We start from the raw sequence: 16,515 nt of genomic DNA on the forward strand, positions 1-16,515 counted from the left end.
AATGAATGGCGGACAAATAGGTAACGTAGATCTAGTAAAGCAGCTCAACAGCGCAGCAGTGTATCGGCTGATTGACCAACAAGGGCCAATCTCTCGCATCCAGGTGGCCGATGTCAGTCAGCTCGCGCCCGCCAGTGTTACCAAAATCACCCGCCAACTCTTAGAACGTGGTTTGATTAAAGAAGTCGCTCAGCAAGCCTCAACCGGAGGACGCCGTGCGATTTCTCTTACCACAGAAGTGGAGCCCTTCCACTCTGTGGCTGTCCGTATCGGCCGAGACTATTTGCAATTTAGCCTCTATGATCTCGGCGCTAAAGAGCTCGCTAGCGATTATCAAGAGTTTTATTACACCACCCAAGACGAACTGGCAGAAGGTTTGGAGTCTCAACTTAAAGCCTTTATCCAAAGTCAGCAAAGCCACATCAATCAGTTAATCGCCATCGGTATATCCTTACCCGGTCTCGTCAATCCTGAAACCGGTGTGGTCGAGTACATGCCGAATATTTCAATCAACAACTTTACCCTAGCAGAGATGATTCGCGATCGTTTCCACGTCGAATGCTTTGTCGGTAACGATGTCAGAGGGATGGCGCTGGCTGAGCACTACTTTGGCGCCAGCCAAGATTGCCAAGACTCAATTTTAGTCAGCGTACACAGAGGAACGGGCGCGGGCATCATCGTCAATGGACAAGTGTTCCTTGGCTTCAACCGCAACGTTGGCGAAATTGGCCACATTCAAATCGATCCTCTCGGGGAGCAGTGCCAATGCGGGAACTTTGGCTGCCTCGAAACGGTGGCGGCAAACCCTGCCATTGTCGAGCGCGTCAACAAACTCATCAAACAAGGGTATGAGTCAACCTTAACCACACTCGACAGCATCACTATTGCGGATGTCTGCGAACACGCCAACTTAGGCGATGAGCTGGCAAAACAGAGCTTGGTTCGAGTCGGCAACCAGTTAGGTAAAGCGATCGCCATTACGATTAACTTGTTTAACCCGCAAAAAATCGTGATTGCCGGTCAAATCACCCAGTGTGAAGAGATCCTCTTCCCAGCCATTCGCCGCAATGTTGAAAATCAATCCCTCACGACCTTCCATAAAGATTTGCCTATCGTGGCGTCACAGATTGATAAGCAACCGACATTAGGCGCCTTTTCAATGATCAAGCGTGCTATGCTGAACGGTGTTTTGTTACAAAAATTGTTAGAAGATTAACGTCTTATCACTTGAAGTTAGATAGAATACCGGGCTACTAGACGTAGCCCTTTTTTATAGGATTATTTACACCGCTATGGAACTCGTACTGATCTCCGCCGCGTTTCTCGCCGGCTTTCTCGCGCTCAAGTGTAACCTGCCTCCCTTGGTAGGCTTTCTGCTGGCTGGTTTTGGCCTGCACGCCTTGGAGTTTGAATCGAATGACACCTTAGTGCTGCTGGCCGACCTGGGTGTCACGCTGCTGCTGTTTACCATCGGACTTAAGCTCGACATCAAAACCTTACTCTCCAAAGAAATTTGGGCCGGCGCGACACTGCACAACCTTTTGTCTACCGCGATTTTTTCTGTTGCGCTTTTTTGCTTTAAGTTTCTTGGGATCAGTTCACTGGCGAGCATGGAAGTGGAGCAAATTGTCCTGCTGAGCTTTGCACTCTCCTTCTCAAGTACCGTATTTGCAGTGAAATCATTGCAAGAGAAAGGGGAAATGAACGCGACCTATGGCACCTTGGCCATCGGTATGTTGATCATGCAAGATATCTTTGCCGTGGTGTTTCTCACCGCTTCAACCGGCAAGCTGCCTGAATGGTATGCCGTAGCACTGTTTGCCTTACCGCTGCTTCGCCCACTGTTCTATAAGGTTCTAGACTGGGTTGGCCACGGCGAAATGCTGGTCCTGTTCGGCATCTTCTTTGCGCTAGTGGTGGGCGCGGGGCTGTTCGAACTGGTGGGCATGAAGCCTGATTTAGGGGCGCTGATCTTGGGGATGCTACTGGCAGGTCATGCCAAAGCGTCTGAGTTAGCAAAGTCCCTATTTAACCTCAAAGAGCTGTTTTTGGTCTGCTTTTTCCTCAACATTGGTCTGTCTGAGCAGCCAACACTAGCCGGGTTTGCTCTAGCTATCCTCTTCTTGCTATTGCTGCCGTTAAAAGGCGCGCTCTATTTCATTATCATCAACGCCTTTAAATTCCGCGTCCGCACTTCTCTACTCGCCTCGCTCTGTTTGTTTAACTTCAGTGAGTTCGGCCTTATCGTCGGCGGCCTTGCATTTAAAATGGGTTGGATGAGCGGTGATATCCTGGTGGCGCTTGCCCTTGCGGTCTCCATCTCTTTTGTGATTGCGGCACCTATCAACCGCTACGGTCATGCCCTCTATCAACGCTCAAGCCGCTGGCTCAAGGAGCACGCCGCAGAATCGCTGCATAGTCGAGACCAGCGCATTAACCCTGGCCATGCTCAAGTGCTGATTTTAGGCATGGGTCGAATTGGCACCGGTGCCTATGATGAGATTCGAGCTCGTTACGGCAAGATCAGTCTGGGTATCGAGGTGCGTGAAGATGCCGCTCGCCAGCACAAAGCGCAAGGGCGTAACGTGATCGCCGGAGACGCAACCGACCCCGATTTTTGGGAGCGTATTTTAGACACCGCTAACGTCAAACTCGTGCTGCTGGCAATGCCGCATCACCAAGGAAATCAGATCGCGCTGCAACAGTTGCAACAACGCCACTTTAAAGGGCAGATCGCGGCAATTGCCGAGTATTCAGATCAATTAGATGCTCTCGTTGAGCAAGGCGTCGATGCCGCCTTTAACATATACAACGAAGCAGGTAGCGGTTTTGCGCGCCATGTGTGTGAGCAGCTAAAACCGCAATTTAGCCCTATCCGCTAGCGCCCTTGCTCGTCAAGGTGACAGGCTACCTCTCGAGGTAGCCTTTTTATTTTGAGCAAAAAACAGGCAAAACCTAGATCTCATTTATAATAACCACCATTAAATTAGATATTTTTTAACAGCAAAGCCTCTTTGATATTTTTTTTATCAATCTTGGTTGCATTTTTTAATCAGAATGGCAAATTGAAGTTAACAGATTAAACGAAATTCAAAGGGAAGTAGTATGTGTTCGATTTTTGGTATTTTAGATATAAAAAGTGATGCGTCCGCTTTGCGCCCTGTGGCGTTGGAAATGTCTAAAAAGCTGCGCCATCGTGGCCCAGACTGGTCCGGTATCTACTCATCAGATAACGCGATCCTCGCGCATGAGCGCTTGGCAATTGTCGGTCTGAACAGTGGGGCACAACCGCTCTACAGCCCAGATAAAAAACACATCCTTGCCGTCAATGGTGAAATCTACAACCACAAAGAAATTCGTGCTCGTTACGAAGGTAAATACGATTTTCAAACCGACTCTGACTGTGAAGTTATCCTCGCTCTTTACCAAGACATGGGGGCGGACCTACTGGAAGAGCTAAACGGTATTTTTGCCTTCGTTCTTTATGATGAAGAGAAAGATCAATACTTAGTTGGCCGAGATCACATCGGTATTATCCCGCTTTACCAAGGCTACGATGAGCACGGCAACTATTACGTTGCATCGGAAATGAAAGCCTTGGTGCCTGTTTGTCGCACCGTAAGTGAATTTCCACCGGGCAGTTACTACGGCAGCAGCGATACAGAGCCTCAACGCTACTACATCCGCGATTGGAATGAATTTGCCGCCGTTGAAAACAACACCACCAGCAAAGAAGAGCTCACTGAAGCGCTAGAAGCCGCAGTTAAACGTCAACTCATGACCGACGTACCTTATGGCGTACTTTTGTCCGGGGGTCTCGATTCGTCCATCACCTCCGCCGTGGCGAAACGTTTTGCCGCCATGCGTATTGAAGATGATGAGCAGTCTGAAGCTTGGTGGCCACAACTGCACTCGTTTGCGGTCGGCTTGGAAGGCGCACCTGACCTCAAGGCAGCTCGTGAAGTGGCAGAGCAAATTGGGACAGTTCACCATGAGATGACCTACACCATCCAAGAAGGGCTTGATGCGATTCGTGATGTGATTTACCACATTGAGACCTACGATGTGACGACTATACGTGCGTCAACCCCGATGTTCTTAATGGGACGTAAGATCAAAGCTATGGGAATTAAAATGGTGCTCTCGGGCGAAGGTGCCGATGAGATTTTCGGCGGATACCTCTACTTCCATAAAGCACCCAACGCAAAAGAGTTCCATGAAGAGACCGTGCGCAAGTTACTCGCTCTGAACATGTTTGACTGTGCTCGCGCAAACAAGTCCCTTGCGGCTTGGGGTGTGGAAGGTCGCGTGCCATTCTTGGACAAAGAGTTTATCGATGTCGCGATGCGTCTCAACCCGAAAGATAAAATGTGTGGTAACGGTAAGATGGAAAAACACATCTTGCGTGAGTGCTTCGAACACTACTTGCCAGAATCAATTGCATGGCGTCAGAAAGAGCAGTTCTCGGATGGCGTGGGTTACAGCTGGATCGATACGCTAAAAGCGGTAGCGGAAGAGAAAGTCACAGATCAGCAGATGGAAACCGCTGCGTTCCGTTTCCCGTACAACACGCCAACCACCAAAGAAGGCTACGTCTATCGCGAAATCTTTGAAGAGTTGTTCCCACTTCCTTCAGCAGCCGAGTGTGTACCTGGTGGTCCATCGGTGGCGTGTTCATCGGCAAAAGCGATTGAATGGGATGAGTCGTTCAAAAACTTCGCAGACCCATCAGGTCGCGCAGTGAAAAGTGTGCACAACGAAGCTTACTAAATCACGCTAGAGCGGTAATGACACCCTAGTGACAAAAAGGCTCCCCAGTGAAACTGGGGAGCCTTTTTTACCAATCGAACTCACTAAACTAAACTCGACATCTTGCTGACTAAACATCGAAATCTTGGTTGCCCACACTCACTTCCACGTGTTGATTGAGAAGCTTGACCAATAAAATCGATCGCAGCTCCCCATCTGATTCTTTAAAGATGGCCTCAACCCCAGCAAACGGGCCCGTTAACACCGACACAGGCTGCCCAGCTTTAGGGATCCCTTGGTTGTCTTGTGGCTGCATCGATTCCATCGACTTTAACCCTTCAATCAAATCTGGTGAAACCACTTGAGGCATTGCGCCCCTGCGGACAAAATCCACCACACCGCGCGTCGAGCGTATGGTGGTAAACGCCGGTCCCTGTTGTGGGTCAAAGCAGATAAATACATAACACGGGAAAAGGGGTTCTGGCTTGGTTTGTCGCTTACCTCGGCGAATCGCAGTTCGTGTGATCACGGGGTAATAACACTCAACCTTCTGATTTTCTAAATGCTGTTGAGCGCGTTCTTGTTCGCCACGTTTGCAATAAAGTAAGTACCACTGCTTCATCTTAGTTCGCCAATCTATCGTTTTGCGCCATCCTACCATTCTCGTGACCATGGGGGAATTCGTAAGCGTTTGTCATCACCTTAGTACTGGGTTTTGTCTGTATGCTTTCGCCTCAGGGAACATGGTGTTGCGCCCTCTGCTCTCGATGAGCAAAATTATGCTATAACCTAGTCACAGTCCGAGCCAGTTGTTGGCCTTCCCACTAGGATACTTCGAATGCATAAATGGCTACTCTCTTGTGTTACTTTGTTCTGCTGCACTCTGCAAGCGGAGCCGCTCTACTGGCACGCCAGTAAAGGGGCGTTAGATTTTCATATCATTGGTTCGGTTCACGTCGGTGACGACAGTATGTACCCACTCCCGTCCCCTATCAGCGCAGCTCTCGAACATAGTGACGGATTGATCGTCGAAACCGATATCCACAACGGTCAAGCCGTCAGCTACCCGCAGCAGACGATCAGCAGCGCAGAGATCTTATCCGCCAAGCAAAAACAAGAGCTCTCTGGCATTGCCAATTTGCTGAGCCTCAATGAAGCGCAACTGCTTGCGTCGCCTCCTTGGGCTAGTGCGCTGACCATTCAGATGCGCCAAATTGAGTACCTCGGATTTCAAGCCAGTAAAGGCGTCGATGCCTACCTGCTGACCCAAGCGAACAATCTTAATGTTCCGGTGCTCTCTTTAGAAAGCATGCAATTTCAAATCGATATGCTGGCAAGCGATCCTGACGTAGGCCAAGAGATGTTGACAAGCATGATCGATGACTTTGATCACTCTGAACACATGGCAAAATGTTTAATCAAAAGTTGGATCTCGGGTGACCAAGCGCAGCTCGAAGAGTTTGCTCAGTTAACCAAGATGTCACCCGACTTTGAGCAAGCATTTTTAATTGACCGAAACCTCGACTGGGCCACCAAACTCAGCAGCCCAAACTGGCTACCCAACTCCGAGGGCAGCTACGTGATTGTGGTGGGCGCATTGCACCTGGTCGGAAAGCACAACTTGATTGAACTGCTGCAAGCTCAAGGATTCGAGATTGAGCAACTCGCCCAAACCACCCCCGCTGGCTGTGAATTTAAGTATTAATGGAGTAAGAGGCGATAAACCACTCGTCTAGACGTAAAAAGCCCCGCTATTGCTAGCGGGGCTTTTAGAAAGTGGTCGGTGAAGAGGGATTCGAACCCCCGACCCTCTGGTCCCAAACCAGATGCGCTACCAAGCTGCGCTATTCACCGAGAACGGAGCCGTATATTACGGATTCTGTTTGCCAACGCAAGCCATTTCCCGCACTTTTTTCCAAATTCACACCGTTTGACTAAAACGCGAGCAACGGGCCACAAAATGTGAGCAAACACACAGCAAGCAGAACAAAAACGCAACCTTCGGATAACACTTGATCTAGATCAGTGTTGAATTAATGACCAGCCATTACCTTAAATTCCGTCAACACACTTTGTATTTGGCGGAGGAACTATGGACTTTTGGCTTGATCTTCTCTTTGGTAATGCAGTAGGTCTATCTTCAATGATTGTCATCTTGGGTGCCTTTAGTCTCATGCTCTTTTACGGAGCTTTCTTCGTCTACAAGGTGATGAATGACAAATCTCCTCACTAGAATCGCTTAGCTCTATTCTCCGAATAGACATTCGCTATGCACCGAAGTAGACACACTGTTTACTTCGGTTTTTTATTTCTTACTGATCACAACAGGCTTACGTCAGTATAATAGCTATATTGATTGAATACTCTGAGATACCGTCATGTCTAACGACGACGATTTTGCACTGTTTCAGCAAATGATGGGAGACGTTAAACCCATCAAACAAGACACCACTCAACACGTCAAAATACATCAGGTCACCCAAGCGCAGTTGGCTAAACGCGAAGCGGCTATGTGGCTCAGCGATGATGCTCCCGAGTACCTCTCCATTGACCATGCGCCGATGCTCAAACCCGAAGACATCATTGAGTACAAGCGCGATGGTGTACAAGATGGGGTCTTTCGTAAACTGCGCCTGGGTAAGTACCCACTTCAAGCAAGGTTAGATTTACACCGTAAGACGCTCAAACAAGCGCGTGACGAAGTGCTCACCTTTCTCAAACAGTGCATGCGCATGGATATTCGCACGGTGCTGATCATTCATGGTCGAGGCGAAAAATCCAATCCCCCCGCCATGATGAAAAGTTATCTTGCAAAGTGGCTATCACAAATCAATGACGTCCAATGTGTACACAGTGCACAGCGTTTTCACGGCGGCACGGGTGCGGTCTACGTCATGCTGAGAAAAAGTGCCGACAAGAAACAAGAGACTCGTGAGCGTCATCAAAAACGGCTCGGGTAAAACCGTTTCCGATCGTTATGGTTGGTCTAAGATAGACAGAGTGATACACTCCCCGACCCCGATTTCGGATCCATCCACCACCACATCACGGGTTGCCGTTGTGAAACGTAAAGAGAATGCTCATGTCCCAAGATAGCGCGAAACGCCTTAACAAATTCATCAGTGAAACCGGCTTTTGTTCACGTCGAGAAGCAGACCGACTGATAGAGCAAGGTCGAGTCACCATTAATGGCCAAGTGCCGGAAATGGGCACCAAGGTGCTTCCCGGAGACGATGTTCAAGTCGATGGAAAACCTATCAGTGGTGCCACCGATAAACCGATTTATATCGCTTTAAATAAACCGACTGGCATCACCTGTACAACCGAGCGGGATGTACCGGGTAACATTGTTGACTTTATTGACCACAAAAAGCGTATCTTCCCTATTGGTCGCTTAGATAAGCCGTCGGACGGGTTGATCTTTCTGACCAATGATGGCGATATCGTCAACAAAATTCTTCGTGCGGGTAACCATCACGAAAAAGAGTACGTCGTGCGTGTCGACAAGCCCATCACCGATGACTTTATTCATAGGATGAGCAGCGGCGTCCCGATTTTAGATACCGTCACGCTACCGTGCCGTGTCACCAAGGAAACCAAGTTTTCATTTCGAATCGTGCTGACACAAGGGTTGAACCGTCAAATACGCCGTATGTGTGAAGCGCTGGGATACGAAGTATTCAAGTTGCGCCGAGTTCGCATCATGAACATTACCTTGGATGGCATTCCTAACGGTCAATGGCGCTACTTGTCTGATCAAGAGGTTGAGACGATTCTCGCAATGTGTGAGGGCTCAAGCGGGACTGAAGAAGCCTCAAAGGTTGACAGCAAAGGGCGCAGAATTCGCCGCGCAACCGATGCAAAGCTCTTTGATAGTCGAGAAGAGAATCAAGAATCCAAAGCGCGACGCAATCAAAAGCCGCGAACGTTTAAAGGTCGCAATGCCGATGATCTTCGTCACGCGCCTAATTCGAAAAAGGGCCGAGCCCATCACCACAATCCGAACCAAAAGCCCGCCACCAAACACTCAGGCCCCACGACCAAACCAGCAAAACCACGCACCGGCGGCACGCTAAGTTTGAAGAAGTAACGCAGGCGAAGTATCCGTTCAGCGCTTTGCTGCAATGAAAAAGGAGCATCATTCAATGCTCCTTTTTAGTCTTTACAAGTCAGTCAACACACTAGCGTATAAAGTGACTTAGATATCAACGATTACTTAGTGCCGAAAATCTTGTCACCGGCATCACCAAGACCAGGGACAATGTAACCTTTATCGTTCAGTCTGCTGTCAATAGCAGCGGTGTACAGTTCCACATCTGGGTGCGCTTTTTCTAGAGCTTCGATGCCTTCTGGCGCAGCAACCAACACCAACACTTTGAATGACTGACAACCTTGCTCTTTAAGAAGGTCAATCGTCGCAATCATAGAGCCGCCGGTAGCAAGCATAGGGTCAACAACCAACGCGATACGCTCATCAATGTTTGACGCCAGTTTGTTGAAGTAAGGCACAGGCTCCAACGTCTCTTCGTCACGGTAAATACCCACCACACTGATGCGTGCACTAGGAATGTGCTCAAGCACGCCGTCCATCATACCTAGACCAGCACGAAGAATCGGTACAACGGTGACTTTCTTACCCTTGATTTGATCCACTTCTACCGGACCATTCCAACCGTCAATGGTTACTTTTTCTGTTTCAAAGTCTGCGGTCGCTTCATAGGTCAGCAAGCTGCCGACTTCTGTTGCAAGCTCGCGAAAACGCTTAGTGCTGATATCACCTTCTCGTAGAAGACCAATTTTGTGTTTCACAAGAGGGTGTTTAACTTCAACAACTTTCATTTCCATCTCCGGATCTATGGCAAATTTCAAATAAACTTGTCGATTATAAACGATTTCCTTCACAATTTCTTGTCGTAGCGCAAAAGAAAAAACTTGCGCAAACGTTTGCTATCTAGCTTTGACCACTGGTAGAATAGCGCCGTTTTCACATCCAACTTTCTAACCGAGGACTTCCCCGTGAGTGCTGATAACACTTCTCTTAGCTATAAAGATGCTGGCGTTGACATTGATGCAGGCAACGCACTTGTTGACCGTATTAAAGGTGCGGTAAAACGTACACGTCGCCCTGAAGTAATGGGTGGTATTGGTGGTTTTGGCGCGCTGTGCGAATTGCCAACCAAGTACAAGCATCCAGTTCTCGTCTCAGGGACAGACGGTGTGGGCACTAAGCTGCGCCTTGCTTTGGATATGAAAAAGCATGACACCATCGGTATTGACCTTGTGGCTATGTGTGTCAACGACCTGATTGTTCAAGGTGCAGAGCCGCTGTTCTTCTTGGATTACTACGCAACAGGTAAGTTGGATGTCGATACGGCAGCGGATGTTGTGTCAGGCATTGCAGACGGCTGTGTGCAAGCAGGTTGTGCACTGATCGGTGGTGAAACCGCAGAAATGCCAGGGATGTATGAAGGCGAAGACTATGACGTAGCAGGCTTTTGTGTTGGCGTCGTCGAGAAAGAAGACGTGATTGACGGCACGAAAGTCGCCGCTGGCGACGCGCTGATCGCGGTCGGTTCAAGCGGTCCACACTCAAACGGTTACTCACTCATTCGTAAGATTCTTGAAGTCTCTGGTGCTGACAAAAACGAACAGTTAGCTGACAAAACGATTGGTGAGCACCTACTCGAACCCACCAAAATTTACATCAAATCGGCACTCAAGATGATTGAGCAGCATGACATTCATGCCATCTCGCACATCACTGGTGGCGGTTTCTGGGAAAACATCCCTCGCGTACTGCCTGAAGGCACCAAAGCGGTGATCGATGGTAACAGCTGGGAATGGCCAATTATCTTCAAATGGCTACAAGAGAAAGGCAACGTCACAACCCACGAAATGTACCGCACATTTAACTGTGGTGTTGGTCTGATTGTCGCCCTACCTAAAGCACAAGCGGACGCAGCGGTTGAACTGTTGAAAGCCGAAGGCGAGAACGCTTGGGTGATTGGCGAGATTGCAACAGCGCAAGCAGGCGAAGAACAAGTAGAGATCAACTAAAGATGAAAAGCGTTGTTGTTTTAGTTTCAGGAAATGGTTCTAACTTGCAAGCGATTATTGATGCTTGTGAAACCAACATCGATAATGGCCGAGTAACCGCTGTTTTTTCAAACAAAGCAACCGCTTACGCTTTGGAACGTGCGAAAAAAGCCGGTGCTGGCGCGCACTTTCTTGATCCAAACTCATTCGATACTCGCGACGCCTTTGATCGCGAGTTGATGAAGCAGATGGATGAATACAAGCCTGACGTTGTGGTCTTAGCGGGTTATATGCGCATTTTAAGTGGCGAGTTCGTTCGTCACTTTATGGGGCGAATGATCAACATCCACCCATCGCTGTTACCCAAATACCCAGGGCTCAACACTTACCAACGTGCCATTCACGCCGGTGACGAAGAGCATGGTACCAGTGTCCATTTTGTCACTGAGCAACTTGACGGCGGGCCTGTCATTTTACAGGCTAAAGTACCGATCTTTGATGAAGACACCGTCGAAACCCTCACCGAGCGCGTGCAAACGCAAGAGCACAAAATCTACCCTCTGGTCGTAAAGTGGATGGTGGAAGAGCGCCTCGTGATGAAAGATGGCAAAGAAGCCTACCTCGATGGCAAGCTGCTCGGCATGCATGGTTACGCCGAAGAGTAATCAAACCGTTTCAATCCAATTGGCGAGCGTTAATGCTCGCTTTTTTTTTACGCGGCGTTTCTCCTATCTCACCCTGTTGGTGAAAAAAACGACTAAGGCTTCACGAGTTTGCGCTAGCGCAACCGGGCGCTTTGAGTTTCCTCTCGTCCCTGTGTATATTTGAGAGCAGTTATCATTTGTTAAGGATACCAACATGCAAGTTTATCAGTGCTGTGACATGATTCGTGAGCTTTACGCCCAGATCGGTAGTGGCGATCAAGCCTATGTCCCACAAGCCATCACCTGCGCGCTCAAAGCGCTTAATGACATTGCAGCGGATGACGCGCTGCCTAAGTCGGTACGAGAAAAAGCGGCCTTCGCAGCGGCCAATCTGCTGATTTCTGATTTTGAGGATGCATGATGAATTTGAGCAATTTTGCCAGCATGGATAGCGTGATGCTGATGAGCATCGTCAACATGAAATTGCGCGATGATTTTGCAGGGGATCTGGACAAGCTTGCGGCGTATTTCGATATTGACCGTGCTGCCCTTGAAGCAAAGCTTGCGAGCGCAGGGTTTGAATACTTGCCTGAGGCGGGGCAGTTTCGTTAACGCGACCGCCTCTCTGCGAGCGCTAGGTTATCTTGGCTAGCGCTCAAAACAAACGTGCCTACACTAAGGTAGGCACAATAAGGTCGACAACAGTGATTACTTGGCTTTTTTACGCGCGTTGTGCCCGGCTTGCGCTTTGGCGAATACCGCCAATTGCTCTTCCCCCCAAGCTTGTGCAGCTTGTTCAGACTCAAACCCTGTTTCACTTTTTGAAACGTGAGTTTTACGTGATGTCACTTGGCGAGTGATTGTCGCACTCCACTGTGACTCTTGTTGAGTAACATGCAACGCATATTTTTTATTGGCATTCATAAATTGTTTCCTCAGACCAAGCGACCCTAATGATTGGGCCCTTCGCAAAAAAGTGCGCTATTAGAGCTTAAAAAAGCATCGCTGGCTAGTAGTTTTTTCGCTAAAAACACTTTTCGCTAAAAATAAAAAAGCGCAGCGAATTCACGCTACGCTTTTGACTAAATTAATCAGGCTTAGCCGATGTTCTTACGAGCGTTTTGGAACATACGCATCCAAGCGCCGTTTTCACCCCAACCTTCTGGTGCCCATGAGTTGGCAACCGTGCGGAATACACGCTCAGGGTGTGGCATCATAATGGTCACACGACCATCTTGTGTGGTAAGACCGGTAATCGCATTTGGCGAACCGTTCGGGTTGTTCGGGTATTGCTGTGTTGGGTTACCGTGGTTATCAACGTAACGTACTGCAACCGTACCAGACGCTTCAATCGCCGCTAGGTGGTCCGCATCACGTACTTCAACGCGACCTTCGCCGTGAGAAACCGCGATAGGCATACGTGAGCCTGCCATACCATCGAAGAACACAGAATCCGATTTCTGTACTTCCACTAAGCTAAAGCGTGCTTCAAAACGCTCAGATTCGTTGCGAACAAAACGTGGCCACAAATCAGCGCCAGGGATCAGCTCTTTCAGGTTCGATAGCATCTGACAGCCGTTACATACACCAAGAGAGAAGGTATCGTCACGGTTGAAGAAGCTTTGGAACTGCTCACGTGCTTGTGGGTTGAATAGGATAGACTTCGCCCAACCTTCACCAGCACCTAGTACGTCACCGTAAGAGAAGCCGCCACACGCCACAAGACCTTGGTATTCATCCAACGCTGCCTGACCCGTTAGGATGTCGCTCATGTGGATGTCGGTCGCTTCAAAGCCAGCACGGTCAAATGCCGCTGCCATTTCAACGTGAGAGTTGACGCCCTGCTCACGCAAGATAGCCATTTTCGGCTTCGCACCTTTTGCGATGTAAGGCGCAGCAACATCTTCGTTGACATCAAAGCTTAGATTAACGTTCAGACCTGGATCAGAGTTGTCTTTCTTCGCTTCAAACTCTTGGTCAGCACAGGCAGGGTTATCACGTAGACTTTGCATCTTATGTGTGGTCTCAGCCCAGATAGTACGAAGTTCTGTACGAGAGCGCTCAAGGATAACCGTCTCACCCGCGGTGATAACAAAGCTGTCTGTTGCTTCTACTGAACCAATAACGTGAGAACATGCCTCTAGGCCGTTGGCTGCCAATACCGCTTTCACTGCGTCTAAGTCATCGTTCTTCACCTGAACAACCGCACCGAGCTCTTCGTTAAATAGCACGGCAAGCGCATCGTCGCCTAGGTTTGCGATGTCCGCTTTCACGCCACAGTGACCCGCAAAGGCCATCTCTGCCAAGGTCACGAACAGACCGCCATCCCCTTTATCGTGGTAAGCCACCAGCTTGTCATCACGAACTAGCGTTTGCATGGCGTCAAAGAAGCCTTTTAGCTGATCTGCGTTATCCACGTCCGCAGGCTTATCACCCAGTTGTTTGTAAACCTGTGCGAGTGCTGTCGCGCCTAGTCGGTTCTTACCGTTACCAAGGTCAACAAGAACCAGTGACGTCTCGCCTTTGTCAGTATGTAGCTGAGGCGTTACTGTCTTACGAACATCTTCAACACGACCAAATGCGGTGATCACCAATGAAAGTGGTGAGGTCACCTCTTTGCTTTCACCATTATCTTCCCATTTAGTCTTCATCGACATGGAATCTTTACCCACCGGGATAGTAAGACCTAGTGCTGGACATAGCTCTTCACCGACGGCTTTCACTGCTTCGTAAAGACCGGCATCTTCGCCTGGGTGACCTGCTGGAGACATCCAGTTCGCTGACAGTTTGATGCGCTTGATATCACCGATATCTGTCGCTGCAATGTTTGTTAGAGACTCACCTACTGCTAGACGTGCTGATGCACCAAAGTCTAGAAGAGCCACTGGTGTGCGCTCACCCATAGACATCGCTTCACCGTGGTAAGAGTCGTAGCTTGCTGCGGTTACCGCGCAGTTTGCCACTGGAACCTGCCAAGGACCAACCATCTGGTCACGCGCAACAAGACCAGTTACCGAGCGGTCACCGATAGTGATCAGGAAGGTTTTCTCTGCCACTGTTGGTAGGCGTAGAACGCGATCAACCGCTTCGTTAATTTCGATGCCATCGCGTTCAATCGCTGGGCTATCGACTTTAAGTGTTTTCGCATCACGGTGCATCTTCGGCGTTTTACCCAACAAGATGTCCATTGGCATATCGATTGGCGTGTTGTCGAAGTGAGAATCTTCTAGTGTTAGATGACGCTCTTCAGTAGCCACACCGACCACCGCGTAAGGCGCACGTTCACGCTTACAGATGGCATCGAATACTTCCATATTCTCTGGCGCCACTGCCAGTACGTAACGCTCTTGAGATTCGTTACACCAGATCTCAAGTGGGCTCATGCTCAGCTCGTCGTTTGGTACGTCGCGTAGCTGGAATAAACCACCACGTTCGCCATCATCACACAGCTCTGGTAGTGCATTTGAGATACCGCCTGCACCCACATCGTGGATAAACGCGATTGGGTTGCTCTCACCAAGCTGCCAACAACGGTCGATCACTTCCTGACAACGACGCTCCATCTCTGGGTTTTCACGCTGTACAGAAGCAAAGTCAAGATCTTCCGCAGACTGACCTGACGCCATTGAAGAGGCCGCACCACCGCCAAGACCAATGTTCATCGCAGGACCACCCAGTACGATGAGTTTTGCACCCACAGGGATCTCTTTCTTCTGAACGTGCTCGTCACGGATATTACCCATACCACCAGCAATCATGATTGGCTTGTGGTAACCACGGATCTCTTCACCCGCATGAGAGGTCACTTTCTCTTCGTAAGTACGGAAGTAACCTAGTAGGTTAGGACGACCAAATTCGTTGTTGAACGCCGCACCACCGAGTGGACCTTCTAGCATGATATCTAGAGCATTTACAATGCGACCAGGCTTACCAAAGTCCGTTTCCCATGGCTGTTCAAAACCAGGGATACGAAGGTTAGAAGTGGTAAAACCAACCAGACCTGCTTTTGGCTTACCGCCAATACCTGTTGCGCCTTCGTCACGAATCTCACCACCAGAACCTGTCGAAGCACCCGGCCACGGAGAGATTGCTGTTGGGTGGTTGTGCGTCTCAACCTTCATTAGGATGTGCGCGTCTTCGTGGTGGTAGGTGTATTGACGAGTATCAGGTTCTGGGAAGAAACGACCTACTTTTGAACCCGTCATGACTGCTGCGTTATCTTTGTAAGCAGACAAAACATGATCAGGTGTCGTTTCAAATGTGTTCTTGATCATCTTAAACAGCGACTTCTCTTGATCAACACCGTCGATCGTCCAGTCTGCGTTAAAGATTTTATGACGACAGTGCTCTGAGTTTGCTTGAGCAAACATCATCAGTTCGATGTCGTTCGGGTTGCGACCCAGTTTAGTGAAGTTTTCTACTAGGTAGTCAATTTCATCTTCCGCCAGTGCCAAGCCCAAGGAAACGTTTGCCTCTTCAAGCGCAAGACGACCGCCCGCAAGAATATCAACGTGAGCAACAGGCTTAGGTTCAGCAACGCTAAACAGTGCAGAGGCAGCATCAAGCTGAGTAAATACGGATTCCATCATGCGGTCATGGATGAGTACTTTCACCGCATCCACTTGTGCGTCGTTTAACGCCACCGATGATTCAATGTAGTATGCCGTACCACGCTCTAGACGCTTAACGCTTGAAAGGCCACAGTTATGGGCAATGTCGGTGGATTTAGAAGACCAAGGAGAGATGGTGCCCGGACGAGGAGTCACAAGCAACAAAAGACCTTCAGGTGCGTGCTCTTCGATCGTTGGGCCGTAGGTCAACAACTTTTCTAGCTTTGCTAGTTCAGCGTCAGACAGATCTGCGGTAAGGTCAGCAAAGTGCATAAACTCAGCGTAAATACCTGTCACAGGCAGGTCTTGTTCACGACAAAGTTCTACTAGTTTGTTAACACGAAACTCAGAAAGAGCTGGGGAGCCACGCAAAATTCTCATGTGCTTAGGTCTCTTATGCAATTGATTAAGATGATATTGGAATAAATTCAATACGTTATAAAAAACAGTTCAAACCTATGCCAATCGCACCTCTG

General features: G+C 49.0%; 15 protein-coding genes and 1 tRNA gene. 11 read left to right on the top strand and 5 right to left on the bottom strand.

What is annotated here, in order from left to right; translation table 11 throughout:
* Position 1: 1 nt before the first annotated feature.
* From nagC to asnB, 3 genes are all read left to right on the top strand, one after another.
* Positions 2–1,216: a DNA-binding transcriptional regulator NagC gene (gene nagC / locus AC6R0S_RS06355; protein WP_334555186.1), complete on the top strand. Its 1,215-nt coding sequence runs from the start codon at positions 2–4 to the stop codon at positions 1,214–1,216.
* Between the two features lie 76 nt (positions 1,217–1,292).
* On the top strand, positions 1,293–2,882 hold the full coding sequence (locus AC6R0S_RS06360; RefSeq protein ID WP_500637476.1) for a cation:proton antiporter domain-containing protein: 1,590 nt from the start codon (positions 1,293–1,295) through the stop codon (positions 2,880–2,882).
* A gap of 223 nt (positions 2,883–3,105) precedes the next feature.
* Complete coding sequence (asnB, locus tag AC6R0S_RS06365) at positions 3,106–4,770, top strand: asparagine synthase B (RefSeq protein ID WP_500630665.1); 1,665 nt, start codon at positions 3,106–3,108, stop codon at positions 4,768–4,770.
* Positions 4,771–4,879: 109 nt separating this feature from the next.
* Here asnB and rfaH read toward each other — a convergent pair whose 3' ends face one another.
* On the bottom strand, positions 4,880–5,371 hold the full coding sequence (gene rfaH / locus AC6R0S_RS06370) for a transcription/translation regulatory transformer protein RfaH (RefSeq protein WP_500628873.1): 492 nt from the start codon (positions 5,369–5,371) through the stop codon (positions 4,880–4,882).
* A 216-nt stretch (positions 5,372–5,587) separates the two neighbouring features.
* Between rfaH and AC6R0S_RS06375 the strand changes: the two genes are divergently transcribed.
* Complete coding sequence (locus AC6R0S_RS06375) at positions 5,588–6,454, top strand: TraB/GumN family protein (protein WP_500637477.1); 867 nt, start codon at positions 5,588–5,590, stop codon at positions 6,452–6,454.
* Between the two features lie 72 nt (positions 6,455–6,526).
* Here AC6R0S_RS06375 and AC6R0S_RS06380 read toward each other — a convergent pair.
* A tRNA-Pro gene (locus AC6R0S_RS06380) sits at positions 6,527–6,603 on the bottom strand.
* A 238-nt stretch (positions 6,604–6,841) separates the two neighbouring features.
* Between AC6R0S_RS06380 and AC6R0S_RS06385 the strand changes: the two genes are divergently transcribed.
* From AC6R0S_RS06385 to rluF, 3 genes are all read left to right on the top strand, one after another.
* A complete protein-coding gene (locus tag AC6R0S_RS06385; protein ID WP_334555181.1) occupies positions 6,842–6,982 on the top strand; it encodes a DUF3149 domain-containing protein in 141 nt (46 codons plus the stop codon).
* 145 nt (positions 6,983–7,127) lie between these two features.
* The gene (gene smrA, locus AC6R0S_RS06390) at positions 7,128–7,709 is read left to right on the top strand and encodes a DNA endonuclease SmrA (RefSeq protein WP_500626329.1); all 582 of its coding nucleotides are present in this window, start codon (positions 7,128–7,130) and stop codon (positions 7,707–7,709) included.
* A 122-nt stretch (positions 7,710–7,831) separates the two neighbouring features.
* Positions 7,832–8,839: a 23S rRNA pseudouridine(2604) synthase RluF gene (rluF, locus tag AC6R0S_RS06395; RefSeq protein WP_500637478.1), complete on the top strand. Its 1,008-nt coding sequence runs from the start codon at positions 7,832–7,834 to the stop codon at positions 8,837–8,839.
* Positions 8,840–8,961: 122 nt separating this feature from the next.
* Here the strand turns inward: rluF and upp are convergent, their stop codons facing one another.
* Positions 8,962–9,588 (bottom strand): uracil phosphoribosyltransferase, encoded by a 627-nt coding sequence (upp, locus tag AC6R0S_RS06400; RefSeq protein WP_500626327.1) that lies wholly within the window; start codon positions 9,586–9,588, stop codon positions 8,962–8,964.
* A gap of 177 nt (positions 9,589–9,765) precedes the next feature.
* On the opposite strand from upp, the gene purM reads away from it, so the two are divergent.
* From purM to AC6R0S_RS06420, 4 genes are all read left to right on the top strand, one after another.
* The gene (gene purM, locus AC6R0S_RS06405; RefSeq protein ID WP_334555177.1) at positions 9,766–10,806 is read left to right on the top strand and encodes a phosphoribosylformylglycinamidine cyclo-ligase; all 1,041 of its coding nucleotides are present in this window, start codon (positions 9,766–9,768) and stop codon (positions 10,804–10,806) included.
* Positions 10,807–10,808: 2 nt separating this feature from the next.
* A complete protein-coding gene (gene purN, locus AC6R0S_RS06410) occupies positions 10,809–11,450 on the top strand; it encodes a phosphoribosylglycinamide formyltransferase (protein ID WP_334555176.1) in 642 nt (213 codons plus the stop codon).
* 193 nt (positions 11,451–11,643) lie between these two features.
* The gene (locus AC6R0S_RS06415; RefSeq protein ID WP_334555175.1) at positions 11,644–11,850 is read left to right on the top strand and encodes a YaeP family protein; all 207 of its coding nucleotides are present in this window, start codon (positions 11,644–11,646) and stop codon (positions 11,848–11,850) included.
* Positions 11,850–12,041: a DUF4250 domain-containing protein gene (locus tag AC6R0S_RS06420; protein WP_487903183.1), complete on the top strand. Its 192-nt coding sequence runs from the start codon at positions 11,850–11,852 to the stop codon at positions 12,039–12,041. The genes AC6R0S_RS06415 and AC6R0S_RS06420 overlap by 1 nt, the downstream gene beginning before the upstream one ends.
* A 96-nt stretch (positions 12,042–12,137) precedes the next feature.
* On the opposite strand, the gene AC6R0S_RS06425 is transcribed toward AC6R0S_RS06420, so the two are convergent.
* Together AC6R0S_RS06425 and purL are read right to left on the bottom strand one after the other, a co-directional pair.
* Positions 12,138–12,353 (bottom strand): DUF3622 domain-containing protein, encoded by a 216-nt coding sequence (locus AC6R0S_RS06425; RefSeq protein WP_334555173.1) that lies wholly within the window; start codon positions 12,351–12,353, stop codon positions 12,138–12,140.
* A gap of 173 nt (positions 12,354–12,526) precedes the next feature.
* Positions 12,527–16,420, bottom strand: a complete 3,894-nt coding sequence (purL, locus tag AC6R0S_RS06430; protein WP_500637479.1) for a phosphoribosylformylglycinamidine synthase — start codon at positions 16,418–16,420, stop codon at positions 12,527–12,529.
* Positions 16,421–16,515 lie beyond the last annotated feature (95 nt).

The organism is Vibrio sp. R15-SG3-ISO1B (genome assembly GCF_059833835.1).